Annotated in this window: 26 protein-coding genes and 1 pseudogene; 20 read left to right on the plus strand and 7 right to left on the minus strand. The window is 50.4% G+C overall.

What is annotated here, in order from left to right:
• The first annotated feature begins 1 nt into the window (after window position 1).
• Both BBI15_RS02035 and BBI15_RS02040 read left to right on the plus strand, forming a co-directional pair.
• Window positions 2–646 (plus strand): amino acid ABC transporter permease, encoded by a 645-nt coding sequence (locus BBI15_RS02035; protein WP_068871799.1) that lies wholly within the window; start codon window positions 2–4, stop codon window positions 644–646.
• Window positions 643–1,371 carry an amino acid ABC transporter ATP-binding protein gene (locus tag BBI15_RS02040; RefSeq protein ID WP_068871801.1) on the plus strand — a complete coding sequence of 243 codons (729 nt, stop codon included), beginning with the start codon at window positions 643–645 and terminating at the stop codon, window positions 1,369–1,371. The genes BBI15_RS02035 and BBI15_RS02040 overlap by 4 nt, the downstream gene beginning before the upstream one ends.
• Window positions 1,372–2,077: 706 nt before the next feature.
• Here BBI15_RS02040 and BBI15_RS02050 read toward each other — a convergent pair.
• Together BBI15_RS02050 and BBI15_RS02055 are read right to left on the minus strand one after the other, a co-directional pair.
• On the minus strand, window positions 2,078–2,518 hold the full coding sequence (locus tag BBI15_RS02050; protein ID WP_068871805.1) for a peptidylprolyl isomerase: 441 nt from the start codon (window positions 2,516–2,518) through the stop codon (window positions 2,078–2,080).
• Between the two features lie 76 nt (window positions 2,519–2,594).
• Window positions 2,595–3,386, minus strand: a complete 792-nt coding sequence (locus tag BBI15_RS02055) for an SDR family oxidoreductase (RefSeq protein ID WP_068871807.1) — start codon at window positions 3,384–3,386, stop codon at window positions 2,595–2,597.
• A gap of 155 nt (window positions 3,387–3,541) precedes the next feature.
• On the opposite strand from BBI15_RS02055, the gene BBI15_RS02060 reads away from it, so the two are divergent.
• On the plus strand, window positions 3,542–4,528 hold the full coding sequence (locus BBI15_RS02060) for an NAD(P)/FAD-dependent oxidoreductase (protein WP_068871809.1): 987 nt from the start codon (window positions 3,542–3,544) through the stop codon (window positions 4,526–4,528).
• A 55-nt stretch (window positions 4,529–4,583) separates the two neighbouring features.
• Here the strand turns inward: BBI15_RS02060 and BBI15_RS02065 are convergent.
• A pseudogene (locus BBI15_RS02065) lies at window positions 4,584–6,088 on the minus strand (BCCT family transporter).
• A 297-nt stretch (window positions 6,089–6,385) separates the two neighbouring features.
• Between BBI15_RS02065 and BBI15_RS02070 the strand changes: the two are divergent.
• From BBI15_RS02070 to BBI15_RS02110, 10 genes are all read left to right on the plus strand, one after another.
• Complete coding sequence (locus BBI15_RS02070; RefSeq protein WP_068871811.1) at window positions 6,386–7,192, plus strand: LysM peptidoglycan-binding domain-containing protein; 807 nt, start codon at window positions 6,386–6,388, stop codon at window positions 7,190–7,192.
• A 207-nt stretch (window positions 7,193–7,399) separates the two neighbouring features.
• Window positions 7,400–8,155 carry a gluconate 2-dehydrogenase subunit 3 family protein gene (locus BBI15_RS02075; protein ID WP_068871812.1) on the plus strand — a complete coding sequence of 252 codons (756 nt, stop codon included), beginning with the start codon at window positions 7,400–7,402 and terminating at the stop codon, window positions 8,153–8,155.
• A gap of 19 nt (window positions 8,156–8,174) precedes the next feature.
• Window positions 8,175–9,887: a GMC family oxidoreductase gene (locus BBI15_RS02080; protein ID WP_068871814.1), complete on the plus strand. Its 1,713-nt coding sequence runs from the start codon at window positions 8,175–8,177 to the stop codon at window positions 9,885–9,887.
• 19 nt (window positions 9,888–9,906) lie between these two features.
• Window positions 9,907–10,134 (plus strand): twin-arginine translocase TatA/TatE family subunit, encoded by a 228-nt coding sequence (tatA, locus tag BBI15_RS02085; RefSeq protein WP_068871820.1) that lies wholly within the window; start codon window positions 9,907–9,909, stop codon window positions 10,132–10,134.
• 10 nt (window positions 10,135–10,144) lie between these two features.
• The gene (gene tatC, locus BBI15_RS02090; RefSeq protein ID WP_068871822.1) at window positions 10,145–11,032 is read left to right on the plus strand and encodes a twin-arginine translocase subunit TatC; all 888 of its coding nucleotides are present in this window, start codon (window positions 10,145–10,147) and stop codon (window positions 11,030–11,032) included.
• A 96-nt stretch (window positions 11,033–11,128) separates the two neighbouring features.
• Window positions 11,129–11,596 carry a GNAT family N-acetyltransferase gene (locus tag BBI15_RS02095; protein WP_068871824.1) on the plus strand — a complete coding sequence of 156 codons (468 nt, stop codon included), beginning with the start codon at window positions 11,129–11,131 and terminating at the stop codon, window positions 11,594–11,596.
• A gap of 154 nt (window positions 11,597–11,750) precedes the next feature.
• A complete protein-coding gene (locus tag BBI15_RS02100; protein ID WP_068871825.1) occupies window positions 11,751–12,257 on the plus strand; it encodes a GrpB family protein in 507 nt (168 codons plus the stop codon).
• Window positions 12,257–12,670: an NUDIX hydrolase gene (locus BBI15_RS02105; protein ID WP_335645697.1), complete on the plus strand. Its 414-nt coding sequence runs from the start codon at window positions 12,257–12,259 to the stop codon at window positions 12,668–12,670. The genes BBI15_RS02100 and BBI15_RS02105 overlap by 1 nt, the downstream gene beginning before the upstream one ends.
• Before the next feature lie 69 nt (window positions 12,671–12,739).
• Window positions 12,740–12,916: a hypothetical protein gene (locus tag BBI15_RS16495; RefSeq protein WP_167358018.1), complete on the plus strand. Its 177-nt coding sequence runs from the start codon at window positions 12,740–12,742 to the stop codon at window positions 12,914–12,916.
• Window positions 12,917–13,009: 93 nt separating this feature from the next.
• Window positions 13,010–13,960: a magnesium transporter CorA family protein gene (locus BBI15_RS02110; RefSeq protein ID WP_068871827.1), complete on the plus strand. Its 951-nt coding sequence runs from the start codon at window positions 13,010–13,012 to the stop codon at window positions 13,958–13,960.
• Between the two features lie 17 nt (window positions 13,961–13,977).
• Here the strand turns inward: BBI15_RS02110 and BBI15_RS02115 are convergent, their stop codons facing one another.
• Together BBI15_RS02115 and BBI15_RS02120 are read right to left on the minus strand one after the other, a co-directional pair.
• A complete protein-coding gene (locus BBI15_RS02115; RefSeq protein WP_058381919.1) occupies window positions 13,978–14,289 on the minus strand; it encodes a hypothetical protein in 312 nt (103 codons plus the stop codon).
• Between the two features lie 99 nt (window positions 14,290–14,388).
• On the minus strand, window positions 14,389–14,721 hold the full coding sequence (locus tag BBI15_RS02120; RefSeq protein WP_068871829.1) for a winged helix-turn-helix transcriptional regulator: 333 nt from the start codon (window positions 14,719–14,721) through the stop codon (window positions 14,389–14,391).
• A 123-nt stretch (window positions 14,722–14,844) separates the two neighbouring features.
• Between BBI15_RS02120 and BBI15_RS02125 the strand changes: the two genes are divergently transcribed.
• Window positions 14,845–15,693 (plus strand): VOC family protein, encoded by an 849-nt coding sequence (locus tag BBI15_RS02125; RefSeq protein ID WP_068871831.1) that lies wholly within the window; start codon window positions 14,845–14,847, stop codon window positions 15,691–15,693.
• Between the two features lie 40 nt (window positions 15,694–15,733).
• On the opposite strand, the gene BBI15_RS02130 is transcribed toward BBI15_RS02125, so the two are convergent.
• The gene (locus BBI15_RS02130; RefSeq protein WP_068871838.1) at window positions 15,734–15,979 is read right to left on the minus strand and encodes a hypothetical protein; all 246 of its coding nucleotides are present in this window, start codon (window positions 15,977–15,979) and stop codon (window positions 15,734–15,736) included.
• 126 nt (window positions 15,980–16,105) lie between these two features.
• On the opposite strand from BBI15_RS02130, the gene BBI15_RS02135 reads away from it, so the two are divergent.
• The 3 genes from BBI15_RS02135 (at window position 16,106) to BBI15_RS02145 (ending at window position 19,370) form a co-directional block, all read left to right on the plus strand.
• Window positions 16,106–17,176 (plus strand): NAD(P)H-dependent flavin oxidoreductase, encoded by a 1,071-nt coding sequence (locus BBI15_RS02135; protein WP_068871840.1) that lies wholly within the window; start codon window positions 16,106–16,108, stop codon window positions 17,174–17,176.
• 70 nt (window positions 17,177–17,246) lie between these two features.
• Window positions 17,247–18,092, plus strand: coding sequence for a DUF368 domain-containing protein (locus tag BBI15_RS02140; protein ID WP_068871842.1), 846 nt, complete (start codon window positions 17,247–17,249; stop codon window positions 18,090–18,092).
• A 144-nt stretch (window positions 18,093–18,236) separates the two neighbouring features.
• Window positions 18,237–19,370 carry a CAP domain-containing protein gene (locus BBI15_RS02145; protein ID WP_237150899.1) on the plus strand — a complete coding sequence of 378 codons (1,134 nt, stop codon included), beginning with the start codon at window positions 18,237–18,239 and terminating at the stop codon, window positions 19,368–19,370.
• Between the two features lie 44 nt (window positions 19,371–19,414).
• Here the strand turns inward: BBI15_RS02145 and BBI15_RS02150 are convergent, their stop codons facing one another.
• The gene (locus tag BBI15_RS02150; protein ID WP_068871843.1) at window positions 19,415–20,245 is read right to left on the minus strand and encodes an undecaprenyl-diphosphate phosphatase; all 831 of its coding nucleotides are present in this window, start codon (window positions 20,243–20,245) and stop codon (window positions 19,415–19,417) included.
• A 148-nt stretch (window positions 20,246–20,393) separates the two neighbouring features.
• On the opposite strand from BBI15_RS02150, the gene BBI15_RS02155 reads away from it, so the two are divergent.
• The 3 genes from BBI15_RS02155 (at window position 20,394) to BBI15_RS02165 (ending at window position 24,647) form a co-directional block, all read left to right on the plus strand.
• Complete coding sequence (locus BBI15_RS02155) at window positions 20,394–21,473, plus strand: AI-2E family transporter (protein ID WP_068871845.1); 1,080 nt, start codon at window positions 20,394–20,396, stop codon at window positions 21,471–21,473.
• 105 nt (window positions 21,474–21,578) lie between these two features.
• Window positions 21,579–22,022, plus strand: coding sequence for a MarR family winged helix-turn-helix transcriptional regulator (locus tag BBI15_RS02160; RefSeq protein WP_068871847.1), 444 nt, complete (start codon window positions 21,579–21,581; stop codon window positions 22,020–22,022).
• A 3-nt stretch (window positions 22,023–22,025) separates the two neighbouring features.
• Window positions 22,026–24,647, plus strand: coding sequence for an MMPL family transporter (locus tag BBI15_RS02165; protein WP_068871848.1), 2,622 nt, complete (start codon window positions 22,026–22,028; stop codon window positions 24,645–24,647).
• The last annotated feature ends 90 nt before the right edge of the window (window positions 24,648–24,737 follow it).

Here is a 24,737-nt window from a genome sequence, read left to right on the forward strand (position 1 = left end):
TGTGCAGACAATCATCAATGCTTTTCCGTATTTAATGGAAGGCTTACAAGTGACGCTCTACATTTTCAGCATTGCCATCGTCCTCGGCTTCTTGATCGGGCTGGTCGTCGCGTTGCTGCGCTTGGCGCCGTTCAAAATCCTGAACTGGATTGCCAAGATCTTTGTCGATGCCATCCGGGGGACGCCGTTTATCGTTCAGCTGTTCTTCATTTACTTTGGCTTGAACTCGCTTGGGTTCTTTTCGCTCGACAACACGACAGCCGGGATTGTAACGGTTGCGATCAATGCGGGAGCTTATTTCTCGGAAATCATCCGGGCAGGAATCCAGTCAATCGACAAAGGGCAAACGGAAGCAGCGCGTTCGCTTGGCCTTAATTCTACACAGAACATGCGCTATATCGTTTTGCCACAGGCGTTCCGCCGCATGCTTCCGACAATTACGAACCAGGCGATCATTTCATTGAAGGATACCTCGCTCCTGTCGGTTATCGGAGTGGCGGATTTGACGCAGGAAGGGCGCATCCAGGCCAGTGCCACATTCGATGCGTTTAACGTATACTTGATCCTCGGCATCATTTACTTTGTCGTCATTTACTTGCTCTCGATGCTCGCGAGCTTTGTGGAAAGGAAGTTTGTATTGCGATGAGTATGATCAGAGTGGAAAACCTCAAAAAATCATTCGGAGACCTGGAAGTCATCAAAGACATGAGTACCGTCGTCGAGCCGAAGGAAGTCATCTGCGTCATCGGCCCATCAGGATCGGGTAAAAGTACATTCCTCCGTTGCTTGAACCGGCTGGAAGATATCAGCGGAGGCCATGTATATATAGAAGGAACGGATATCACCGATCCAAAAGTCGATATCAATAAAGTGCGGCAAGATGTCGGGATGGTGTTCCAGCAGTTCAATTTATTCCCGCATAAAACCGTTCTGGAAAACGTCACGCTGGCGCCGGTGAAGTTGAAAAAAGCGGATCAGAAAGCGGCCGAAAAGAAAGCATACGAATTGCTGGATAAGGTCGGGCTTCGTGAAAAGGCGAAGGCGTACCCGGGTGAATTATCCGGTGGGCAGAAACAGCGCGTCGCGATTGCCCGTGCCCTTGCGATGGACCCGAAAATCATGCTGTTCGATGAGCCGACTTCAGCGCTTGACCCGGAAATGGTCGGGGACGTGCTGGATGTTATGAAACAACTTGCGAGAGAAGGGATGACGATGGTCGTCGTAACCCATGAAATGGGCTTTGCGGCGGAAATGGGCGACCGCGTGCTGTTCATCGACGGCGGCTACATCGTCGAAGAGAATGTGCCGAAGGAATTGTTCGGCAATCCGCAACATGAACGGACGAAAGCGTTCTTGAGTAAAGTGTTGTAAAGATGAGTGGAGAAGCGTGCCTATTGGGCGCGCTTTTTTTTGGCCGGAAGCGGGAATTAAATAGCGAAAGTCTGTGTATGGAAATGTTCTTGGGATTGGCTGGAGCATCGTCTTGGCAGTCGCCGCCGTGCTCTTCTTGGCCTCTTGCAATAAGCCAAGAAGAGCACTTGTCTTATTGCATCGGCTCACCCTTGGCGCTCGGCGGCTTGGAGATTTCGTTTCATGTTGCTTGTTTAAATTGATCTGCTTCTATACCTAGTTGCCGGCTAGCGGGGGAATCGCTTCCCGAGACGGGATATCTCATAGATTGATAGTGAAACAGGAAAACTTGTTGTTTTGCGAATGGAGACTCAGAACACTTCAGACCTTGACCTGTTTGAGGCAAGCAATAGAATATGATGCGTTTTAATCTTTTTTAACAAGAGGATTGAAGAAACAGTTTTCCACTCTAAAACTAGTAGACGTAGTGGAAGGGGCCGACTCCGGGAGGATCAGCGAGACAATTGAGACCCTGCAGGAGCGCAGCGACGAAGCGGCTCAATGCGAGCCCTCCGGAAAGCGTGCCCCTGCAACGCAGTCGAAAAGCGGAAGCTTTTCCAATCTCTTAATCATTAATCTCTTACTCATTTAATCTTTTATTGTCAGTCTCCCTAAATGCAACCAAAACAAAAAACGTGCCGCAGGGGGCACGTTTTTTTATAATGGATTATTCAGCGTCAAAGACGTGGACTTTCTCCATTTTGTCGCCGTTTTTCATGGCTTTTGCAGTTTCAAGGCCTTTTGTTACTTGGCCGAAGACTGTGTGCACGCCGTCAAGATGCGGCTGTGAATCGTGGACGATGAAGAATTGGCTAGACCCGGTGTCTTTGCCGGCATGTGCCATAGAAAGGCTGCCTGGCTGGTGCTTATGCGGGTTGCCTTCTGTTTCGCATTTGATCGTTTTGCCGCTGCCGCCCATGCCGGTTCCGGTTGGGTCGCCGCCTTGGGAAACGAAACCTGGGATAACGCGGTGGAATACAACGCCGTTATAGAATCCAGAGTTTGCAAGCTCCTCAAAGTTTGCAACTGTGTTCGGTGCTTCATTCGGGAAAAGATCGAATTCGATTACTTCGCCGTTTTCCATGTGGATGTGGCCTTTTTTCGCCATATATAGACATCTCCTTTTCAATTGGTTCATCCCTTAGTATATCGGCTTTTGGTGCTACTGCCTACTGATAAGGGGCTTATAGTGCTTTCAGGAACGCGCCGTCCACGACGATCGATTGCCCGGTAACATATGAATTGGCAGCAGAAGCCAAGAAGACGACGGTGCGGGCGAATTCGGCGGGGTCGCCTAGGCGGCCGGCTGGAATCTGCGCTTCTGTATTTTTCAATACTTCGTCCGCTGTAATGCCTTGCCGTTTGGCTGCGGCTTCGTTGAGTTCTGCGATGCGGCCGGTGGAAATCTTGCCAGGGCCGACCGTATTGACCATGATGTTGTCAGCGGCCACTTCCCGGGCCAGTGTTTTCGCGAAGCCGACCATGCCGGCGCGCATCGTGTTCGATAGGATCAAGCCATCGATCACTTCTTTTGTTGAAGAAGAGGAAACATTGATGATGCGGCCGAATTGCTGTTCTTTCATAAATGGAAGCACTTCACGGCAAGTACGGATATAGCTGAGTAAGTTTTGGTCGAACGCCGCGTACCAATCGTCATCACCCATGTTGTCGAAGCCGCCTGCTTTTGGCCCGCCGGTATTGTTGATGAGCACGTCGATACGCCCGAACCGCTCGGATACTTGGTGGAATAATTGCTTGATGTCTTCAGCTTTTGACATATCACACGTAAATGCATGGACATGTTCGTTTCCGCTTGTGCCGCGGATTTCTTCGGCAGCCGCGCTTGCTGATTCCTCATTGCGGCTTGAGACGATGACGGTTGCCCCTTCTTTGGCGAATTCCAAGGCGGAGGCTTTGCCGAGCCCTTTACTGGAGGCCATGACGACCACTACTTTTTCTTTTAATCCAAGATCCACATTTATCATCCTTTCCATTTGGTTCCTTGTTTCAGTTTACGATAGAATATAGGGGATGGAAATGCTTGTTTCGGATTTCCGCCATAAGTCCAATGGCGGAGACCCTGTATAGATGTGGTAGGATGGATATATTGATCAGATTAGGAGTGTTGGAAATGGAAGAACGTGAAATCTTCGATATTACAATCATCGGCGGCGGCCCGACCGGCTTGTTCGCTTCGTTTTATGGCGGCATGCGCAAAATGAAAGTGAAAGTGCTGGATAGCCTCCCGCAGCTTGGCGGGCAATTGATGGAATTGTACCCGGATAAATTCATCTATGATATCGGCGGCTTCCCGAAAGTGCTGGCGAAAGATTTGGTGGATAATTTGGTCGAGCAGGCCAAATACGGCGATCCCGAGATTTGCCTGGAAGAAACGGTGGCATCAGTCGAACGGGAAGATGAGCATTTTGTCATTACGACGGACAAAGGCGCCCATTACTCGAAAGCGATCCTGTTGACGGCTGGCGTCGGGGCTTTCCACCCGCGTAAATTGGCGGTTGACGGCGCTGAACAATTTGAAGGCAAGACTTTGCATTATGGCGTAAAAGATTTAACTTTGTTCAGCGATAAAAAAGTCGTGGTCCTCGGTGGGGGCGACTCTGCAGTGGACTGGGCGATGATGCTTGAGAACGTCGCTTCCCAAGTGACGCTGAGCCATCGCCGCGAAAAAATGACGGCTCACGAAGCGAATATCGACACGATGATGCAGTCGACGGTGGAAGTGAAGAAGCCGTTCAACGTCAAGGAACTGGTCGGCGAGAACGGCGAAATCCGCGAGCTCGTACTCGAAGACAAAGAAGGCAACGAAGAGCGCCTGGAAGTCGACCACGTCGTCGTCAACTACGGCAATATCACATCGCTCGGCCCGATCAAGGAATGGGGTCTTGAGATGGAGAAGAACTCGGTCATCGTCAATTCCAAGATGGAGACGAATATACCGGGCATCTATGCTGCGGGCGACATCGCCACATACGAAGGAAAAGTGAAATTGATCGCAGTCGGCTTCGGTGAAGCGCCGACCGCCATCAATAATGCGAAATCTTACTTGGATCCGAAATCCAGAGTACAGCCTTTGCATAGCACGAGCGTATTTAAATAAAGGACGAAAAATTCCCGGCAAGCTCAATGAGCTTGCCGGGAATTTTTATGTTCAATCATAAGGGAGGTTTTTTCTGCTTCACTGCGACGGGATCTTGGCTGGCCGCTTTCAAAAACGCGGCCCCCATCAGCAGGACGACGATCGAGAACGGCAAGGCAGCGATGATCAAGGAATTCTGCAAGCCTTGCGTTCCCCCGCTGTAGACGACGATGGCCGCAACAGCTGACTGGATCAAACCCCATGTGATTTTCACCAAGTTCGGCGGGTTCAGTAAACCGCCGGTCGTCTGCATGCCGAGCACGAATGTCGCGGAGTCGGCAGAAGTGATAAAGAAAATCGCGACCACGAACAAGGTGAGGATAGACATGACCGTGCCAAGCGGATAATGCTGGAGTACGCCGAACGTAGCGGTTTCCAGGCTGTACTCGGAGATCTTATCGATGCCTTTTTGTTCCAAATCCAAAGCCGAAACGCCGAATACAGAGAAGAAGATAAAGCACACGAGCGATGGGACGACGAGCACGCCGAGCATGAATTCACGGACAGTGCGGCCCCGTGAAATACGGGCGATGAAAATCCCGACGAATGGCGCCCAGGATATCCACCATGCCCAGTAAAAGACCGTCCAGCCATCGACCCAGGCGCGGCGATCGCTGTTCAATGGCTCCAGATTAAAGCTCATCGACAGGAAGTTCGCGAAATAGCCCCGAGTGAGTCGGCGAACATGTTCATGATGTAAAGTGTCGGGCCGACAATCAGCAGCAGGCCGAGCAGGACGAATGCCAATACCATATTGATGTTACTCAAATACTTGATGCCCCGCCCGATGCCGGACCAGGCGGAGACGATGAACAATAGCGTAGCGACGGCAAGGATCAATAATTGAAAGGCAAAGGTATTCGGTGTGCCGAACAGGAACGATAGCCCTTCATTGATTTGCGCAGATCCGAAACCAAGCGTAGAAGCGACACCGATGACCGTCGCGAAGACGGCGAGCGTATCGATCAGTTTACCCAGCCATCCGCTCATGCGCTTTTTGCCGAACAGCGGGATGAGTGTCGCACTGATGAGGCCTGGCGAGCCATTATGGAACTTCGCGTAAGCAAGCGATAAAGCGACAAGCCCGTAAATGGCCCAGGCATGGATGCCCCAGTGGAAAAATGAGAATTGCATGGCTTCCTTGACAGCTGCATCAGAACCGGGTTCAGATCGCGGTGCGCTAAGAAAAGCATGTGAAATCGGCTCGGCGGTCGTCCAGAACACGAGCCCCATTCCCATCCCGGCAGAGAACAGCATCGCGAACCAGGAAACCAAGCTGAATTCCGGTTCATCGCCGGCTTTCCCAAGCTTGATGTCGGAAAACCTGGAAAAAATCAAATAAAGGCAAAAGACGAGGATAACAAAAACGGAAGCTAGATAATACCAGCCGAACGTGGATGAAATCCAGGAAGTGAGCGCACCTGTCTGCGCTTGGAAGTTTTCGGGCACGAAAAATCCCCAGGCAACTGCAGCCAGGCAGATGGCAATCGAAATCCAAAAAACGATCGTGACATTTTTCAAATGGGTTCCTCCTAAACAGAAAGCTATGCTTTTTAGATGAATATGGCTGTAACTATTTATTCCCCAACAAAAGAAGGCTAATCCATCCTATCGTTATTAATGGAAGAAAAAAAGGGAGGCAGGCAGAAAAGTTCAATTTCCACAGAGAAGAAAGAATGTTCTGATTTATTACAGCCTGTCATATTTTAAAGATTGACGTAATGTAATTGTTAAGTTTAAACGGTCGTCCTGTCATGTTCTTGCAATGCGGAGATGTTAAGCTGTGTCTTGTGTTAGTGAAAAGGAGGAATTTCAATTATGAAAAAGCAAATCGTTACACTAACGGCAATCGCGGCATTAAGTGTAGGCGCAGCATCTACAGCAAGCGCTAATTCATCGTATACAGTTCAGTCAGGTGACACTCTTTGGGGAATCTCACAAGAAAAGAACGTTTCCGTTCAAAATCTTAAAAACTGGAACGACTTATCATCAGATCTGATTTTCCCGAATGACACGCTTTCTGTTGAAGGAAAAGAACAGGCATCCATGAAATCATCGAACTCATCATCTACCTATACAGTTAAAAGCGGCGACACTTTGTTCAAGATCGCTTCCGCACACGGAATCTCATTGGATCAATTGATGAGCTGGAACAACATCTCCGGCCACATGATCTATCCTGGACAAGAATTCGCAGTTAAAGGTGCAGCAGCGAAAGCGGCAGCGCCAGCAGCAAAAGCTCCAGCTAAAGAAGCGCCAAAATCAACTCAGGCAGCACCAACACCTGCAAGCGCGCCGGCAGCCGCTAAACCAGCAGCAGCTTCTAGCCAAGCAGGCAAAGAAATGACAGTATCCGCAACAGCTTACACAGCTTATTGCGCAGGCTGCTCAGGCATCACGCGTACTGGAATTGACTTGCGTTCGAACCCGAACCAAAAAGTCATCGCAGTTGACCCATCTGTCATCCCACTCGGTTCAAAAGTATGGGTTGAAGGATACGGAACAGCTATCGCTGGCGATACTGGCGGAGCGATCAAAGGAAACAAAATCGACGTTTTCATCCCGACTCAAAGCGAAGCTTTGAAATGGGGACGCAAAAACATCACAATCAAAGTACTAGACTAATATCTTTTAAGCTACAAAGCCGAGGTGACCATTCCCTCGGCCTTTTTTTATGTCTTCCCTTGCATATATGCAGGGGTTTTCTTTTTGTCTTTTGGATGTTTTTTCAAGAATGTCTAGAAAACTATTGAAATCAGCGTTAAGAGGCATATAATGTGGGGTATAGTTACTGAGTATTCATAATTTTCATAATAGAAGGAGGCGCATGAGATGGCAGAGAAGAAAAATGTTTCCAGACGCGATTTCCTGAAAACTTCAGGGATTGCGGCAGGCGCTCTCGTCGGTGGAGGAATTATTGGTGGGGTGATCGGCGCAAACACGGGTCAGAATGGAGCGGCTCCTAGCGGCGGCGAAGCTGGGCAAACCGGCGGCGGGGGGACAACCGAAGCGGTACGCGGCCTGCAATTTTTCAAGAACCAAACAGAGTTTGCGGTATTGCAGCAAGCGACCGAGCGGATCTTCCCGGAAGATGATCTCGGGCCGGGTGCAATCGGGCTGGGTGTTCCATTCTTTATCGATCACCAGCTGGCAGGAAGTTACGGGGAGAACTCACGTGAGTATATGCAGCCGCCATTTCAAGAAGGCGAAGCGACCCAAGGCTACCAAAGCCGCCTGAAGCGCAATGAATTGTTCAGGCAGGGCTTGCAGAAAATGCAGCAGGAAGCGCAAAGCCGATTCGAAGCGAACTTCGTCGACCTGGAAGGGGAGCAGATGGATGAAATCCTGACAGCTTTCCAGGATGGGGAAGTGGAGTTGCAAGGGGCAGATGCCCAATTCTTTTTCCGCCTTCTGCGGCAGGCGACATTGAATGGCGCATATGCCGACCCGATCTACGGGGGCAACCTGAACATGGAAGCTTGGCGCATGAAAGGATTCCCGGGGCACCGTCCTTCCTATATCAATGAAATCGAGAGCGAAGACTTTGTGGAAATGGATCCGCATTCAGTAGGAGACATGCTGAGCTAATTACGAAGGGGGAGTAAGTATGGCGACAACACTGGATAAAGTAGACGTAGTAACGGTAGGGGTCGGATGGACAGGCGGCATCATCGCGGCAGAATGTGCCAAAGAAGGGTTGAAAGTCATCGGCCTGGAGCGTGGCCAGGAACGTTCAACTGCGGATTATTCGATGGTTCACGATGAATACCGCTACGCCGTCCGTTACGAATTGATGCAGGATCTGTCGAAAGAAACGATTACATTCCGCAACTCGCGTAACCAGCGCGCCTTGCCGATGCGCCAGCTGGGCTCATTCCTTCTTGGTGAAGGGCTTGGGGGTGCGGGGACACACTGGAATGGCCAGACTTGGCGGTTTTTGCCATACGACTTTGAAATCAAGTCCATGACCGATGAAAAATACGGCGCAAACAAATTGCCTGCGGAATATACCTTGCAGGACTGGGGCATCACATATGACGAGCTCGAGCCATATTTCGATAAATTCGAGAAGACAGCGGGGATTTCAGGAGAGGATAAAAACCCGTTCTGGGGCACGCGTTCTGCGGAATATCCAACGCCGCCGATGAAAAAGACGCCTTTGCTGTCGAAGTTTGAAACTGCCACCAGCAATTTGGGGTACACGCCGTTCATGCTGCCTTCTGCAAACTTGTCGGAAGCGTATGAAAATCCAGATGGCCAGCAAATCAGCGCTTGCCAATATTGCGGTTTCTGCGAACGCTTCGGCTGTGAATACGGGGCTAAAACTTCGCCGGAAATTACGGTCGTCCCGACAGCGCGTGAAACCGGGAATTATGATATCCGCTTCAACGCCAACGTGGTTGAAGTACTGAAAGAAGGCGACCGCGTGACAGGCGTGCGTTATATCGATACCGTGACTTTTGAAGAATTCATCCAGCCAGCGGAAGTGGTCGTATTGACAAGTTATGTCTTGAACAATGCGAAACTGCTGATGGTGTCCGAAATCGGCCAAATGTATGATCCTGAAACGGGTCGCGGGTCGCTTGGCAAAAATTACGCATACCAAATACTTCCAGGGGCGTCAGGTTTCTTTGATGAACAAATGAACGTATTCATGGGAGCGGGAGCACTTGGCATGAGTATCGATGATTTCAATGGCGATGCTTTTGACCACGGAGACCTTGATTTCATTCACGGCGCGAGCCTTTCGATGACACAAACGGGGTCCCGGCCGATCGCAACCAACCCATTGCCTCCGGACACGCCGGCATGGGGAGCGGAATTCAAGAAAGCGTCTATTGAAAACTATACCCGTACGCTCTCGGTAGGGGGGCAAGGGGCTTCAATGCCGCATCGCGATAATTATATGACCCTCGATGGGACGTATAAAGATATCTATGGGTTGCCTTTGTTGCAGCTGACATACAACTTCACCGACCAGGACCGTGCATTGCATAAATACATCACGGAAAAAGCTGCTGAAATCATGCAGGAAATGGGTGCGAAAACGGTTGTCGGCAGATCGCCGATTTCCGATTACGACATCGTCCCTTACCAGACGACGCATAACACGGGCGGTACCATCATGGGGGCGGATCCTGAAACGAGCGTCGTCAATAATTACTTGCAGCATTGGGATATGGAAAACCTGTTTGTCGTCGGGGCAGGGAATTTTGCGCATAATGGCGGCTATAACCCGACTGGCACAGTCGGCGCGCTGGCATATCGCTGTGCGGAAGGTGTCATCAAGTATAGCCAGGATGGCGGTTCTCTAGTTTAATTCGTGAGGAGGAAAAAATATGGGTGGAATAGCTTCAATCGGCGTACCGGGTTTAATCATCATACTGGTCATCGTGCTGATCATTTTCGGGCCGAAAAAACTTCCGGAAATCGGCGGGGCAGTCGGCAAGACTTTTGCGGAATTCAAACGCTCAACCAAAGGGCTGATGGATGACGATGATGAAGATGAAAAAGACAAGAAAGATAAAAAGGACACAACAGAACCGAATAAAACCGAAAGTTTATGAAGGTGGTTAAATGGATCCGTACGGAGAAAACAAGCTGATCAGTCCCCTGCATAAGAAAAAGGCGAGCGAAGACCTGTCGGGACAGGAAAAGCAGAAGGCCGACTCCGGAACGGGGCACGAAACCGGAGGCGTGCCAAGGGAGCCGAATCCAGGAGGGAAGCAAAAGCCCCCTGAAGATCCTGAAGAAACGGTGGAAACTTTAGTCGATCATTTGGGGGATTTAAGGAAGCAATTGATCAAAAGCTCCATTGTGTTCCTGTTTTTCCTGTTGCTCGTCTTTTCCACGCTGAATTTCTGGTTTCCCTATGTGGTGAAAGGCAATGATTTGGTGATACTCGGGCCTCTGGAAGTCGTGAAATTCTATACATCGATTTCGGCTACGATGGCGCTTGGTTTGTCCCTGCCATTTTTGATCCATTTCATTTGGCAGTTCGTCAAACCTGGGCTTGAAGAAAGCGAAGCCAGGTTTCTCGGGTTGTACTCACCGGTCATGCTGCTATTGTTTCTGTTCGGTGTCGCTTTCGGTTATTTCATTGTCAATCCACTAAGCTATCAGTTCTTGATTGGACTTGGAGCAGCGAATTTCGATGTGATGATCTCGGCGAATGAATATGTCCATTTCTTGATCATGACCACCATCCCGCTCGGATTGTTGTTCGAAATGCCTGTCTTGGCATTATTTCTGTCATCGATCGGCGTCCTGACATCGGTTTCGATGAAAAAAGTGCGAAAGTGGTCGTACCTTGGCTTGGCGATTGTTTCGGCCCTTATCACGCCACCGGATTTTCTCAGCCAGCTGTTGGTTTTGGTGCCGATGGCCGGGCTTTACGAAGCCAGCATCTTTGTGGTGAAAAGAATGGAAGCGCGAAACGAGCGCATGGGAGATACCACTGTCTAATTGAAAGTGAAAGGAAAAAGGGCTGTCCCAAAAGTCGTGATCTGCATTGGGGCGGCCCTTTTCCTGTAATGCCTATTGTAAAAGGAGGATGTGTGTATGCCGATGGAAATCAGAGAAATCGAAGACTTGCGTGAAGTGGATGCCACAAGTCTTATAGAGGAAAGTGAATCGGAAGGATACCGCTTCTTAAGGAGGCTTGTCGATCAATACGAAGATGGAAGCAACCGCTTCGACCGCCAGGGAGAAGTATTGTATGGCGTGTTCGATCCGCATGGCAAATTGGTCGCAATCGGCGGATTGAACAGGGACCCTTATTCCACGAAGGAAGGAATAGGCAGGTTGCGGCGCCTTTATATCGCAGAAGCTGTAAGGAGGGAAGGGATCGGGACGAAACTGCTGCAAGCAATCATCGATTATGCAAAAGGGCAATTCAGTGAGCTTGTGGTACGGACGGATTCCGCATCGGCGGACGCCTTTTACCGTGCAAATGGTTTCTCGGGAGATGTCGGTTTGCCGGATGTCACGCATCGGCTCGTTTTGGAGCAGCACGCCGCAAATAAATAGAACGGATTTCTTGCTTGCTTTGTATTGAAATCATTTTCAAATTGAGTGATCGGCTAAAAACCCGTTCAATGCATCACCTTTTCTTGTACAATGGGAGTCGGAAGGCTGTCCTATCGGAAAAGGTGATTTTTGGGTTGTATTGGAGGGGGAAGGGATGCGCAAAGTGATTGTGGAGCCGTATAATTCGGGTTGGCCCGTTGCGTTCGATAACGCAGCAGCAGAAATCTGCGGCCTGCTTGAAGGCGTATGCCTGGATGTGAAGCATATTGGCAGTACCGCAGTCCCGGGGCTGGCAGCTAAGCCGATTCTCGATTTGCTCGTGATCGTTTCGGATATAGGGGCAGTAGACCGGTTTGAAGAGGCTTTCCTGAAGCTGGGCTATCGGGCGAAAGGCGAAAATGGGTTGCCGAGAAGGCGCTATTTTGAACGCGGCGGCAATGAGCGCACGCATCATGTCCATTGTTACGAACAGGGAGATCCTGAGATTGTGCGCCACCTTGCATTCCGGGACTTCTTGAGGGCGAATCCGCAAATTGCTGGAGCTTACGGCGAATTGAAGATAAGCCTAGCGGAACGGTACCCTTGGGACATCGAACAATACATAAAAGGAAAACAGGCGATGGTGCAGGAAATTGAGAAACGGGCGATGGGAGAGATTTGATGGAAATGGCGAATTGGAAAGGCGCTGCTGGCGTCTGTATAAATGAACGGAATGAAATTTTATTGGTACTGATGAAAGCACCGGAGGAAGACAGTAAATGGTCGGTTCCTGCAAGCGGCCTGGAAACGGGCGAAACGCTCGAACAATGCTGTGAGCGTGAGTTCGAGGAAGTGACGGGGCTGACGGTCAAGGCCGGAGAGATCTTGAAGAAGCGGGACGGCAGTTACGAAAATGCCGCCGTGTCATTCGATTTGCATTATTTTCGGGTGGAAGTGACAGGCGGCGAATTGATCATTCCGAAAGATGATTTTTTGATCGAGGATATCGCCTGGAAATCCATCGAAGAAATCGGAAATTTGGAGCTTGCGTATCCGGATGACTTGGAGCTTTTCAAATCACTTATTGCAGCTTGAGCCCAGCAGGATTCAAAAAATGCGGCTGGGGTAAAGAAGAACTAACAAAGTTTTCGGGAGGGCGATCGCATGGGCAAGGAACGGAAAAGCAAGGAAGGCGAGAAATTGCTGCCGGATATGGAACCGGGCCGCCATCAGCTGCCAGATAAGGAGGGGAATCCCATGCCGGATAGGGAATTGGAATACAAAGAAAACTCCAATGAAAAATACCGGGACCAGACACCGGATGACGACAAAAAGGACTAGATTGAATGGCCGCTTGCAATAAAGCGGCATTTTTCATGTGGTGGATGCAGGGGAGGCTTCGAAGCCTGTTCGACAACGAAAAGGGGGAGGCTTATGACGCGACATCAGTTTAAGAATGCCGTATGGCAAGAGGAAAATGCGATGGAGTCAGCGGATTTCCGGCAATTGCTCTCAGCGAATCCAAAGTTGCAGCAATGGATCGATCAATCGGAAAACCTGACCGTCAATATTCTCCACGCCGATACTTCCCGGATCGGCAAGGAGGTTTTGTGGGGTTCGCTGATTTATAAACAAAGCCGCCATGCCCGGGATGCGCAGGACGTCTTTCATTTTTATGTATCTCCGGAGTTGTTGGTGACGAGCACGCTTGATTTCGAGGAAGATATGGATATGCCAAGGCATTTGATGATCCAGCAGATGGAGGATGCGGAATCGCCGGTCGAGGTGATGATGATTCTACTCGGCGGGATGGTCGGTTCGGTGTTGCATAAAATCGATGGTTTTGAAGAACGTCTCCATCAATTGCTGTGGAATATTAAAGAACACAATAATCGCCAAACTTTGGAAAGCATCGAAGAAGTGCGCCATGAAATCCTGTTATGGAAACATTTGATCATGGGGTTTCGGGAAATCGCCATGGCAGTCGAAGAGACCTTCGGCGAAGCGGTCCGTGGGCAGAGGGAATACGAGCGGACGTCCAAGCGGATCGACCGGTGCGTCATGCTCGTTGAATCGTATGAAGATGAAATCAGGAATATGGTCGATATGGAAAATGTCGTGGCCAATTACCGGGGAAATGAAATCGTCAAGACACTGACCGTCTTGACGACCTTGTTTACGCCGGTCATGGCCTGGGGTGCTTTATGGGGGATGAATTTCCGCGTCATGCCAGAACTCGATTTAAGGTACGGTTATGTGATGTCGATTGCCGTCATCTTAGTTTCCACGTTCTTGCTGTATTTGTATTTCAGGCAAAAAGGCTGGACGGGCGATATTCTGCGGTCGATTGACAATAAGGGCAAGCCAAAGCAAAAGCAGGACTGAGCGCAGTCCTGCTTTTGTCATTTCGGCTTGTCTTTTTTCAGTTCCTCGAGCAGTTCGGTATAGCGATGCAGGTCACGGTCGTCGTATTTGCCGATATAATTGATCAGCATTTCCTCGACGTCCCGCCGTTGCCGTTCGGCAGCAATGAGCTTTTCCTTCATCGACTTCTGCTTCCACAAAATCGTGTCTTCCACATCTTCCATTTTGTTCAGCATATCGATTTCTGCGAGCAATACCAATGCTGCGTTCTTTTTCTCTTCATACTTTTTCAGCGCTTTGTCAATCTTCCGGGTATCGTTCTCATAGGTCATATTGGAATACATCGACATTTGCATGCCCCTCCTCCGCCATTTATATATTTACAGTAACAGATATTAGAATATTCTGTCTATAATAACGGGTAAAATATTAGCGGAAACCGACCTTCATCATGAAGTGCTTTCCGCCTTTGCAGGTTCTATCCAGTTTTGCGACCAGTGTTCGATTTCTTTCATGACCGGCTGAAGCGAAGCGCCTTTTTCGGTCAGCGAATATTCAATCCGAACCGGGGTTTCGGGATGGACGGTGCGTTCGACTAAACCGTCTCCTTCCAAAGCCTTCAGCCGTTCGGACAAGAGGCGGCCGCTGATCCCGATTTCTTCGGTCAATTGGCCGAAGCGTTTCGGCTCGTCCATTAATTGATGAATGATCAAGCCTGTCCAACGCTGGCCCAATAAAGAAATGGCGGCTTCGAACCGCGGGCAAATTTCAGGACTTTTCATATTCACCGCTCCTTTTTCTTCATAATAGCATATCTGTTTGTGAATTAAAAAACAGATGACTTGACGTAACTTGGTTATTAAAATAAAATTAGTTACAAATAGTAAGTAAGTGGAGGGATTAGTGTGAATTTTCATCAACAGCCTGTCAGTTATGTAGAAAGTTTGACATTGAAAGTATTGGATTTGCCTCGGATGAGTCGTTTTTATACGGATATATTGGGGTTTGAAACGATTGAGGAAAAGGAAAATGAAACAATCCTTGGGGCGGGAGGGAAAGAGATCCTGACCCTTCAGCATGCCCTGGAGCTTAAACCGAAAGCGGGCCGCTATGCCGGCTTGTATCATTTTGCGGTGCTGCTGCCGGACCGGAAAGAGCTCGGGAAAGTATTGCTGCATCTCCATGAGCAACGGATCCCGCTTGGTTCTTCGGATCATCAAGTGAGTGAAGCGCTGTACCTATCGGATCCGGAGGGCAACGGCATTGAAATCTATCGTGACCGTGAGCCCGGGGAATGGGAATGGCGCGGAGACCAGGTGCACATGACCGTTGACCCGTTGGACGTGCAGGAAGTCGCGCAAGCATCGGAGGGCGAGAAGTGGGGCGGTATGCCAGCGGGCACTGTACTGGGTCACATCCACCTCCATGTTTCGGATCTCCAGGCTGCGCGCAATTTCTATACCGATGCGATAGGTTTCGGGGCAGTTGCGAATCTGGGCAACCAGGCGCTATTCGTGTCGGATGCAAAGTATCATCATCACATCGGATTGAACATCTGGAACGGCACGGGCATTCCGGCATTGCCTGAAAATGAAGCCGGATTGGCTCATTATGTTATCCGTGTCGCGGATGGTCAAGCACAACAGGCCATGCGTGACCGCCTGCAGCAATACGGTGCTGAGATCCGGATGGACGGGACGGTATTGGAAACTGCTGATCCATCCGGCAATCGCATCCGCGTATTGCCAGCGTAAGGAAATCCCCGGGACTTCAAGGTCTCGGGGATTTTTTGCATTAAGGTGCCGGGCACGAAGCGGATGCATCCGCATATAGTAAGGTTTGTGTGGAGCGCCGAGTCGCTGTGGCTTGCTGGACATTGCCCGCTTGCTCAGGCATCAGGTTATCCCGTGTTTCTGTATAGGCTTGGAGCCGCTCCTGGTTTTGCCAGTCTTCAAAAGGTTCATTGTAAAAGCCTAAGAGGATCAATCCGCAAAATGCGGCAATCAAGGTGATGCCAAGTAACGAAAGGAAACCTTTCATGATTCAATCCCGCCTTCTCATAGATGCTGATATTAAGAACGCAGGGCGCTTGTGAAAGGTTCCCGGTTGAAGAAATCCGAAAGACTGGGATACTAATAAGTAAGCATACAAAGGGGAGGGCAAACCATGATCTCATTGAATACAGGCATTTGCCGCATGCTCGGCATCGAGTATCCGGTCATCCAGGCAGGAATGGCGGGCGGCCCGACGACCGCGGAACTCGTGGCGGAAGTTTCAGCGGCAGGAGGGTTAGGGACGCTCGGCGCTGCTTATTTGACGCCTGGAAAGTTGCGGGAGGATATTGTGGAAATACGGAAACGGACGGATAAGCCATTTGCCGTCAATTTGTTCGCGCCAGTGCCGAAAGATGACTTCTCGCGCCTCGATGAAGTGAAACGAGCGCTGCAGCCGATCTGCCAGGAACTTGCGATTGAAGGTCAAAGCGCTGAATACCGCTCGCCCGATCACGGAGAAGAGCTGTTCCGTGTCTGCCTGGAAATGGGGGTGCCGATCATCAGTACGGCATTCGGTTCACTTCCGCCAGAGCATATGCGGGAAGCGAAAGCGCAAAGCATTAAAATCATCGCCATGGCGACGACGGTCAATGAAGCAATGGAAGCGCAAGCGGCAGGGGCTGACGCCATCGTGGCACAAGGCAGCGAAGCCGGAGGGCACCGCGGCAGCTTTTCATTCGAGCGCCATCCGATGGGTGCCCAGGTCGGCTTGATGGCGCTGCTTCCCCAAGTCGCAGATGCGGTGGACGTGCCGGTGGTCGCAGCCGGTGGCATTATGGACGGGCGCGGGCTGGTAGCGGCGCTTGCACTCGGTGCGCAAGCCGTCCAAGTCGGGACGCGGTTTGTCGGAGCGAAGGAATCGGGAGCGCATCAGGCATACAAGCAAGCGATCTTTGACAGCGATGAAGAAAGCACCGTCGTGACGAGAAGTTTTTCAGGACGGCCAGCGCGCGGCATTAATAATTCTTTCATCGAACGATTCGAATCATCGGGAACCAAACCGTTGCCATTTCCGTCCCAGAATACAGTAACGAGAGAAATCAGGGCAGCTGCGGCTAAAGCCGGAAACCCCGAATTCATGTCGTTATGGGCAGGGCAGGCAACAAGAAACTTAAGGCAGGAAGAAGGCGCGGCGGAAATCGTCTCTTCCATGATGGAACAGGCTGGCGCGCTCTTGCGGTGATACGGCTCGAGTTTCCTGTTTCTGCATGCTATACTGTTTAAAGTGATTTTGAAACGAGGAGATTGAACGAATGGAATGGAAAAATATATATCGCGGTATTTTAATGGGCATCAGCGATTTGATCCCTGGGGTCAGTGGAGGGACGATTGCCTTCATCCTCGGCATCTATGACCGCTTGCTTGAATCGATCAGCGGCTTTTTCAGCCGGGATTGGAAAAAGCAGCTCGGCTTTCTTGTCCCTCTTGGCATGGGGATTGTTATCACCTTATTGTTGTTCAGCCGCTTCATTGAGTTTTTATTGGACAACCATTACGAAGCGACGCAATTTTTCTTCATGGGCCTGATACTCGGGGTCTTGCCTTATATCATGAAGCAGGCGGACGTGAAGAAGAATTTCACTGCTCGCCATTTGATCATCTTGCTGGTCATCGGGGCGGCGCTTGCTTCCATGGCGTTTATCCAGACCGATGAGAATGTCGCGCCGATTACGGAATTGAGTGTGCCGACTTTCTTCCTGCTGTTTTTCTCGGGATGGATCGCGAGCATGGCGATGCTGTTGCCTGGCATCAGCGGCTCGTTCATCCTGCTATTGATCGGGGTTTATTCGACAGCGATTAACGCTCTGTCGACCTTGAACTTGCCGGTCGTCATGGCCATCGGTGCCGGCGTCATTGTCGGTTTTATCGTCTCGAGCAAAGCCATCAGCTATTTGCTGGAACATTTCACCTACGTGACGTATGCGGCAATCATTGGCTTGATCCTGGGATCGCTATTTGTCGTATTCCCTGGCTTTTCGGCCGATCCGATGACATTGGCGACCAGCCTGGTGACGTTCATGGTGGGCCTATTGTTCACGCTATGGTTCAGTTCGCCGAAGAAAACCGATATTACAAGCGAACACAATGTTGAGGCTTAGGGAATACAAAATGCAAAGCGGACAGCGAAAAGGGCCCCCTTTTCCTGTCCGCTTTTGGTATTTATTTAAGGGGGAAAGTAAAAAAGGCTTTTTACTTCCCGGATTCCGGTTTTGCGATTACACTGAAATGAAGAGAAAGAGGTGATGCGTGTGCGGAAATTATTTGGCATCCTGTTGCTCATGGTCTTATTGTTTTTCACCCGCCCGATCTGGGAAGCGCCTGTCGAAAAATATGTCGACCTCAGTTTCTTGGACTCAGTGGATGAAGTGATCGGAAATGTAACGGCGGATACAGATGTGTCCAAAGCGCTCGATGAAGCCAAATACTTCACGACGCGCATCAGCCATCAATTGCAGGCGATGGTGAAGGAAAGCTCGGCTGCCTTGCCCGAAGCGGTCGCAAAACCAGAGCTCTCCGATACCGAGTCCATGGTGGCGGTCCACAATGTCACGCTGGGGATGAGCAAGGAAGAAGCCCAGCAAAAGCTCGGCTTGCCATTGCGTTTGATGGAGAATGAGTACGGAACCGAATGGCATAGCTATCATCAGGATTACCAGAACTATGTATTGCTGTCATACGATAAAAATGGCGAGGTCAATGGCATGTTCACCAATCAGGACCTCATTTCTTCCGCGAAAGGTCTCTCGATGGATTCCACAAAAGCCCAAGTCCGCGAATTGTTCGGGACACCGCTGAGCAACCTGCAAAAAGGGCGTGTGCAATACATCCTGGATTCACGCGATGAGTATGATTTGTTTGAAACGGCTGATTCCTACACAACGGTTTTTTACGATATTCATGAAGGGGACACAGTCACGGCGGTCCAGGTCATCGATAAGGGCTTGGAAGAGCAAAGGGGCGGGATTTATGCGGAGCCTGGCCCTGAAGTGAAGGAAGGCTATGAGTTTTTGTTGTTCGAACTGACCAATTCAGCGAGAATTCAACGGGAGCTGCCGCTCTTGAAATGGGATAGTGAAACGATGGAAACGGCTAGGGACCATAGCCAGGAAATGGCGGATGAGCGTTATTTCAGCCATACCAACCCCGATGGCCAATCGCCTTTTGACCGCATGAAAGAAGATGGCATCACATTCTTTATCGCCGGTGAAAACTTAGCCTATGGGCAGTACAGCGCTGTCTTCGCCCACGAGGGGCTGATGAACTCGATGGGCCATAGGGAAAACATCGTCAAGCCCGACTTCGGCTATCTCGGTGTTGGCGTTGCATTCAATTCAGACAAGCAGCCTTACTTTACGGCTAACTTCTTTAATCGCTAAGCAAAAATCCCTCTATTGCATTTGTGCAATAGAGGGATTTTTAATTAGTTCAACAAGAACCAGGCGAGCACGACGAGCGGGCCGACGACAAAGCAGTAGATCGCGAAATACTTCAGCTGGCCTTTTGCCATGATGTTCATGAACCATTTCAGAGAGAAGTACGACGCAACCAGTGAACCCACAAACGCCATGATGTACGGCAGGGCCATCGTCGAGAGATTATCATCATTGACGATGTCGGTGATGCTCAGTACAGCCCCGCCCAAGCTGATCGGGATGAACAACAGGAACGAGAAGCGCAATGCCGTCTCTTGGTTGATGCCCCGTGCCATGGCGGCAACGATCGTGGCGCCGCTTCGGCTGATGCCGGGGATCAATGCGACGGCTTGTGCGCCGCCGATGATCAAGGCGTCTTTCATTGTCATATTGCCGTCTTTACGCTGTCCGCGCATATTGCGGATCAGCCACAAAGCGAGGCCGGTGACAATCAGCGTAACCCCGACGGTGACGACCGTCGACAGGTAATCATCGATCGTATCTTGGAACAACACGCCGATGATGCCCGCCGGAATGGTCGCAACGACCAAATAAACGACAAACATGAAATCGCGCCGCGTTTCCGGCGTTTTTTCTTTGAAGAATTTCAAGCCGTTGATCACCAGCCGTTGGATGTCTTCGCGGTAAATGATCAAGACGGCGAGCAGGGACGCGCTATTGACGAGCAGCGCGAAAGTCGAAGTGCTTCCCTCGATTTCAACATCGAGAAAGTATTGTGCAATCAGCAAATGGCCGCTTGAAGAAATCGGGATCGGTTCGGTGAGCCCCTGGAATAGCCCGAGCAGCAAGAACTTGATTGTAAGCCATAATTGTTCCATCTGTATGTATCCTCCAAATTCTATTCATTCTCATATCCACAATCATAAGACGTGCATTGCTTGAAAAAGTTCACGCTATACAAAAACATATAATACCATATAATCATGATAAACTGGGTATACACATGGAAGAAAGGAAGTGTAAGAGGTGACAAATAAATTATGGTTCCAGGCGGGCGTCGGCATTATCCTCACCTTGGTCATCATTCGCCTATTCATCGAAGTCCAGGGGATATTCGACCCGCTGTTCATCATTGCGGGAACGATTTTCGTGCCGCTGCTGTTGGGAGGCGTCTTGTTCTATCTGACGCGGCCGTTGCTGTACTTTTTGGAGAAACGTAAATTCCCGAAATGGTCGGCCATCCTGATCATTGTCCTTATGATTATCCTGGTCTTTTATCTATTGTTCGCAATGGTTGGGCCAATGGTGACCAAGCAAGTCAATTCGCTTGTCGACAATGCGCCGGGCATTATCAATGACGTAGAGGAGTATACACAGTATTTGCTTGCCCAGCGTGAACGCTTGCCGGATTCGTTGGAAGAGCAAATTAACGATATGAGCGGGCAAATCGGTGACCGCATCGGCGATATCGGCGGATGGGTCGTGTCGTTCCTCACGAGCTTCATCTCAGGCGTCATCACGCTCGTGCTCGTGCCTTTCTTCTTGATTTACCTATTGATCGACCACCGGAAATTCGTGCCGTTCATCTCCGGCTTCTTCAGCGGGCAGCGCAAGCTATGGGTCATCAAGACCTTGAAAGATATTGACCATACCTTGCGCTCATACATCCAGGGCCAGCTTTTTGTCAGCTTCTTGGTCGGGGTGATGTTGTTGATCGGTTATTTGATCATCGACTTGGATTATGCGCTATTGTTGGCGTTGATCGGCATGGCGACGAATGTCATCCCGTTCCTCGGACCATATATCGCCGTCATCCCGGCAATGCTGATCGCATTAGTGCAGGATCCGATCATGGCGGTTTACGTCGCCATCATCATGCTGGTCGCCCAGCAGATCGAAAGCAATTTCATCACCCCGAACGTCATGGGCAATGCGCTCGACGTCCACCCGCTGACTGTCATCACACTGATCCTGGCAGCCGGGAATATTGCGGGCATCTGGGGCATCATCCTGGCGATTCCGTTCTATGCGGTCGTGAAGACCATCGTCAAGAATATTTACGCAAGGCGCCAGGAAATCCGCTCGACTGCTACACGCGATGTATAAAATGGAACCCGCAGCTTCGGTTGCGGGTTTTTTTCTTGCTAATTACTTGACGTAAAATGGTTGACCCCCTAAACTATTGGTATTAGTTGAGGGGGTCAACCATTTATGGATATGCGCATTAAAGAAGCGGTCGAATTATTTCAGGAAGTCCTGTTCTACGGGACGGAGCGGGTCATCCGTTCAGTGGACAACCCGTTATGGGAAGAGTTTTCCCCTGAACAGATCCAGGCGCTGAAACTGATCGGCAAGGAAGGGCGAATTACATCGGCGAGGCTCGCCGTACTGCAAGGCGTCCATAAGAGTGCGGTCTCGAACCGCACGAAAAAACTGATGCAAAAAGAATTGATCCGAGTGGTCCAGACAGCGGACCGGCGTGAAAAACTGCTTGAATTGACCGATGCCGGAAAAGCGGTCCTCGATGAGTCGGATAGGATACTCGCGGAGTATGTGGAAAAGCTGATGTCGGAACAAGTCAATGACCGGGAAATCGAACAATTCCTGGCGATTTTCAGGAAACTGAGCACAATCATGAAAACGGATGGGGTGTAAGGGATGCAGACAGTATTGAAATTAAGATGGCCAATCATGATCGGGATCATAGCACTGACCGCGGCCTTGTTTCTATTGGCGCCGAATTTAACGGAACAGGCCGAAGAAGCAGGGTCGTTCCAATTATCCGAACAAGCGGATTCGCAGCGTGCAGCGACGATCCTGGAATCGGCGGATGTTTCAGGGCAGACGATTTCACTGGTCATTGAACTGGAATCGGAACTGGATGAAGCGGGCAGACAACGGATCGCAGACTTAAGAACGGAAATCGAAGCGCTCGGCGATCCGGTAACTGCGGTATTGGATCCATTCGAAAGTGAAGAATTGGAAGAACAATTGGTTGCAGAAGACCGTCGGACGGTCTTGCTGCCGGTATCGGTCGAAGGCAATGATGAGGAAGTCGTGGCGCTCGCCGATGAAATCCGTGAAACGATCGTGCCGGATGATTTGACGGTGTACTTGACGGGAGAAGCCATCATCAACCAAGACGTCAACACGAGCGCGCAGGAAGGCCTGAAGAAAACCGAGATCATCACGGTAGTGTTGATTTTCGGCTTGCTGCTGGCGGTGTTCCGTTCGTTTATCACGCCGATCATCCCGCTCGTGGCGGTAGGGCTCAGCTATTTGCTCAGTCAATCGCTCGTGGCGTTTTTCATCGATTGGTTCGGCTTCCCGGTATCGAATTATACGCAGATTTTCCTGGTGGCGATTCTGTTCGGTCTCGGGACCGATTACTGCATCTTGCTGCTCAGCCGTTATAAAGAAGAACTGACAGAAGGAAAAGATGTGCAAGAAGCGATTCTGAATACGTACCGGACGGCAGGGAAGACTTTGTTCATCAGTGGATTCTCCGGTTTTATCGCATTTGCGGCTATCGGCTTTGCGGAATTCCCGATTTTCAAATCGGCCGTTGCTGTCGCAGTCGGCATCGCCGTCCTCCTTGTCGTGCTGTTTACCGTCATGCCGTTTTTTATGGCGGTGCTAAAAGACAAGCTGTTCTGGCCAAGCAAGGGCTCAGCTTCACATAAAGACAGCAAATTGTGGATTTGGATCGGCAAATTGTCCGTTAACCGTCCACTTTGGTCGATGCTGCTTGTGGCGGCTATCACCGTTCCTTTGTTGTTCTCCTATAATAATGACCTTTCATTTAATACAGTAGACGAAATCAGTTCGGATTATGAATCGGTGAAAGGCCTCGATGCCATTGAATCGGCATTCGGTGCAGGCAATACGATGCCGGTGCAAGTCGTCATCAAAGGCGAAGAAAACCTGACGGCAGAAGAAACGATCCCGTATCTGGATGCTTTGGCGCAGGATATGGAAAAAGTTGAAGGTGTCGACATGGTTCGTGCCATTACACGCCCTACCGGTTCGGTGATTGATGAATTTTTCGTCGATCATCAGCTGGGCCTTATTGCAGAAGGGCTTGAAGAAGCGAATGCCGGAATTGGCGAAGTCCAGTCCGGCCTTGGTGAAATTGAAACGAACCTGGAAACGATCAGTGGACAGGCAGGAGGCGCTGGCCTTCGCGAGGCAGCTGCAGGCTTGTCGCAAGTGAACGGGCAGCTTGAACAGATTTCAGGCGGCCTCCAGCAGACCGGCAATATTGAACAGACGGTCGGTGCGCTCGCGCAAGTGAATGCCGGGCTTTCAGAAATCGAACAAGGCTTGAACGGCGGCGCTGGCCAGTACGATGAATTAGCTGCTGGCCTCGGGGAACTTGCGCAAGGCGTCGGCGCTTCCGCGGAAGGCCTTACAGAAATCAGTGATGGCTTGACGGAAATTGCCGGGACGCTCACAGGCATCAGCGATAGCGAAGCTGTGCGCGGCACAGGCATTTATCTTCCTGAAGGCGCGTTGCAAGAAGAAGAGTTCGAACCGTTGCTTGAACAGTATGCGTTTGCGGATGGGGAAGGCATATTAATGGAAATCGTGCTCGAAGAAGACCCGTATTCCCCGGAAGCGATCGACATCGTCACGAACTTGAAAGAAGCGGCCGAAAGAAGCATCAACGGCACACCTCTTGAAGACGTGGACATCGCATACGGCGGCGTGCCGAGCATCAATAGCGACTTGAAGGATATTTCGGAAAGCGACTTTACACGTACGGTGAGCATCATGCTCGTCAGTTTGTTTATCGTCTTGGCGGTGCTGCTGCGTTCCTTCATTATGCCGCTCTATATGATTGCGTCACTTCTATTGACTTATTACAGCTCGATCGCCATCACCGAATTGATCTTCGTCGGATGGCTCGGCTATGATGGCATCACGTGGGCCGTGCCGTTCTTCGGCTTCGTCATGCTCGTCTCACTCGGCATCGATTACTCGATCTTCCTGCTTGACCGGTACCGGGAAGAAGCCTTGACGGCTGAAGACTTCTCGAAAGCGATGCACCGGTCGATGGCCAAGATGGGAACCGTCATCATTACGGCCGCCATCTTGCTCGCCGGGACATTCGGTGCGATGCTGCCATCGGGAGTCCTCAGCCTGATGCAGATCGCTGCCATCGTCATCACCGGGTTGCTGCTTTACGGCTTGATCGTCTTGCCGCTGCTTGTGCCGGCGGTTACCGTCTCGTTTGCGGGCGGCGCTTGGTGGCCATTCGGTTTGAAAAAGAAAAAATGAGTTTTGGGCTGCCTTAAGGGCGGCCCTTTTTCTATTATTTCGCAAACGGCGAAGCATGCCCTATGCGTGTTATACTGAAGCCAGAAATCC

Origin of the sequence: Planococcus plakortidis, assembly GCF_001687605.2 — a bacterium.
In the GTDB taxonomy this organism is placed as follows: Bacteria; Bacillota; Bacilli; order Bacillales_A; family Planococcaceae; genus Planococcus; species Planococcus plakortidis.

Coding starts and splice junctions, on each gene's coding strand:
- BBI15_RS02040 (WP_068871801.1), top strand. CDS start 643: ATGAGTATGATCAGAGTGGAAAACCTCAAAAAATCATTCGGAGACCTG.
- BBI15_RS02050 (WP_068871805.1), bottom strand. CDS start 2,518: ATGGCGAAAAAAGGCCACATCCACATGGAAAACGGCGAAGTAATCGAA.
- BBI15_RS02060 (WP_068871809.1), top strand. CDS start 3,542: ATGGAAGAACGTGAAATCTTCGATATTACAATCATCGGCGGCGGCCCG.
- BBI15_RS02070 (WP_068871811.1), top strand. CDS start 6,386: ATGAAAAAGCAAATCGTTACACTAACGGCAATCGCGGCATTAAGTGTA.
- BBI15_RS02075 (WP_068871812.1), top strand. CDS start 7,400: ATGGCAGAGAAGAAAAATGTTTCCAGACGCGATTTCCTGAAAACTTCA.
- BBI15_RS02080 (WP_068871814.1), top strand. CDS start 8,175: ATGGCGACAACACTGGATAAAGTAGACGTAGTAACGGTAGGGGTCGGA.
- tatA (WP_068871820.1), top strand. CDS start 9,907: ATGGGTGGAATAGCTTCAATCGGCGTACCGGGTTTAATCATCATACTG.
- tatC (WP_068871822.1), top strand. CDS start 10,145: ATGGATCCGTACGGAGAAAACAAGCTGATCAGTCCCCTGCATAAGAAA.
- BBI15_RS02095 (WP_068871824.1), top strand. CDS start 11,129: ATGCCGATGGAAATCAGAGAAATCGAAGACTTGCGTGAAGTGGATGCC.
- BBI15_RS02100 (WP_068871825.1), top strand. CDS start 11,751: ATGCGCAAAGTGATTGTGGAGCCGTATAATTCGGGTTGGCCCGTTGCG.
- BBI15_RS02105 (WP_335645697.1), top strand. CDS start 12,257: ATGGAAATGGCGAATTGGAAAGGCGCTGCTGGCGTCTGTATAAATGAA.
- BBI15_RS16495 (WP_167358018.1), top strand. CDS start 12,740: ATGGGCAAGGAACGGAAAAGCAAGGAAGGCGAGAAATTGCTGCCGGAT.
- BBI15_RS02110 (WP_068871827.1), top strand. CDS start 13,010: ATGACGCGACATCAGTTTAAGAATGCCGTATGGCAAGAGGAAAATGCG.
- BBI15_RS02115 (WP_058381919.1), bottom strand. CDS start 14,289: ATGTCGATGTATTCCAATATGACCTATGAGAACGATACCCGGAAGATT.
- BBI15_RS02120 (WP_068871829.1), bottom strand. CDS start 14,721: ATGAAAAGTCCTGAAATTTGCCCGCGGTTCGAAGCCGCCATTTCTTTA.
- BBI15_RS02130 (WP_068871838.1), bottom strand. CDS start 15,979: ATGAAAGGTTTCCTTTCGTTACTTGGCATCACCTTGATTGCCGCATTT.
- BBI15_RS02135 (WP_068871840.1), top strand. CDS start 16,106: ATGATCTCATTGAATACAGGCATTTGCCGCATGCTCGGCATCGAGTAT.
- BBI15_RS02140 (WP_068871842.1), top strand. CDS start 17,247: ATGGAATGGAAAAATATATATCGCGGTATTTTAATGGGCATCAGCGAT.
- BBI15_RS02145 (WP_237150899.1), top strand. CDS start 18,237: ATGCGTGTGCGGAAATTATTTGGCATCCTGTTGCTCATGGTCTTATTG.
- BBI15_RS02150 (WP_068871843.1), bottom strand. CDS start 20,245: ATGGAACAATTATGGCTTACAATCAAGTTCTTGCTGCTCGGGCTATTC.
- BBI15_RS02160 (WP_068871847.1), top strand. CDS start 21,579: ATGGATATGCGCATTAAAGAAGCGGTCGAATTATTTCAGGAAGTCCTG.
- BBI15_RS02165 (WP_068871848.1), top strand. CDS start 22,026: ATGCAGACAGTATTGAAATTAAGATGGCCAATCATGATCGGGATCATA.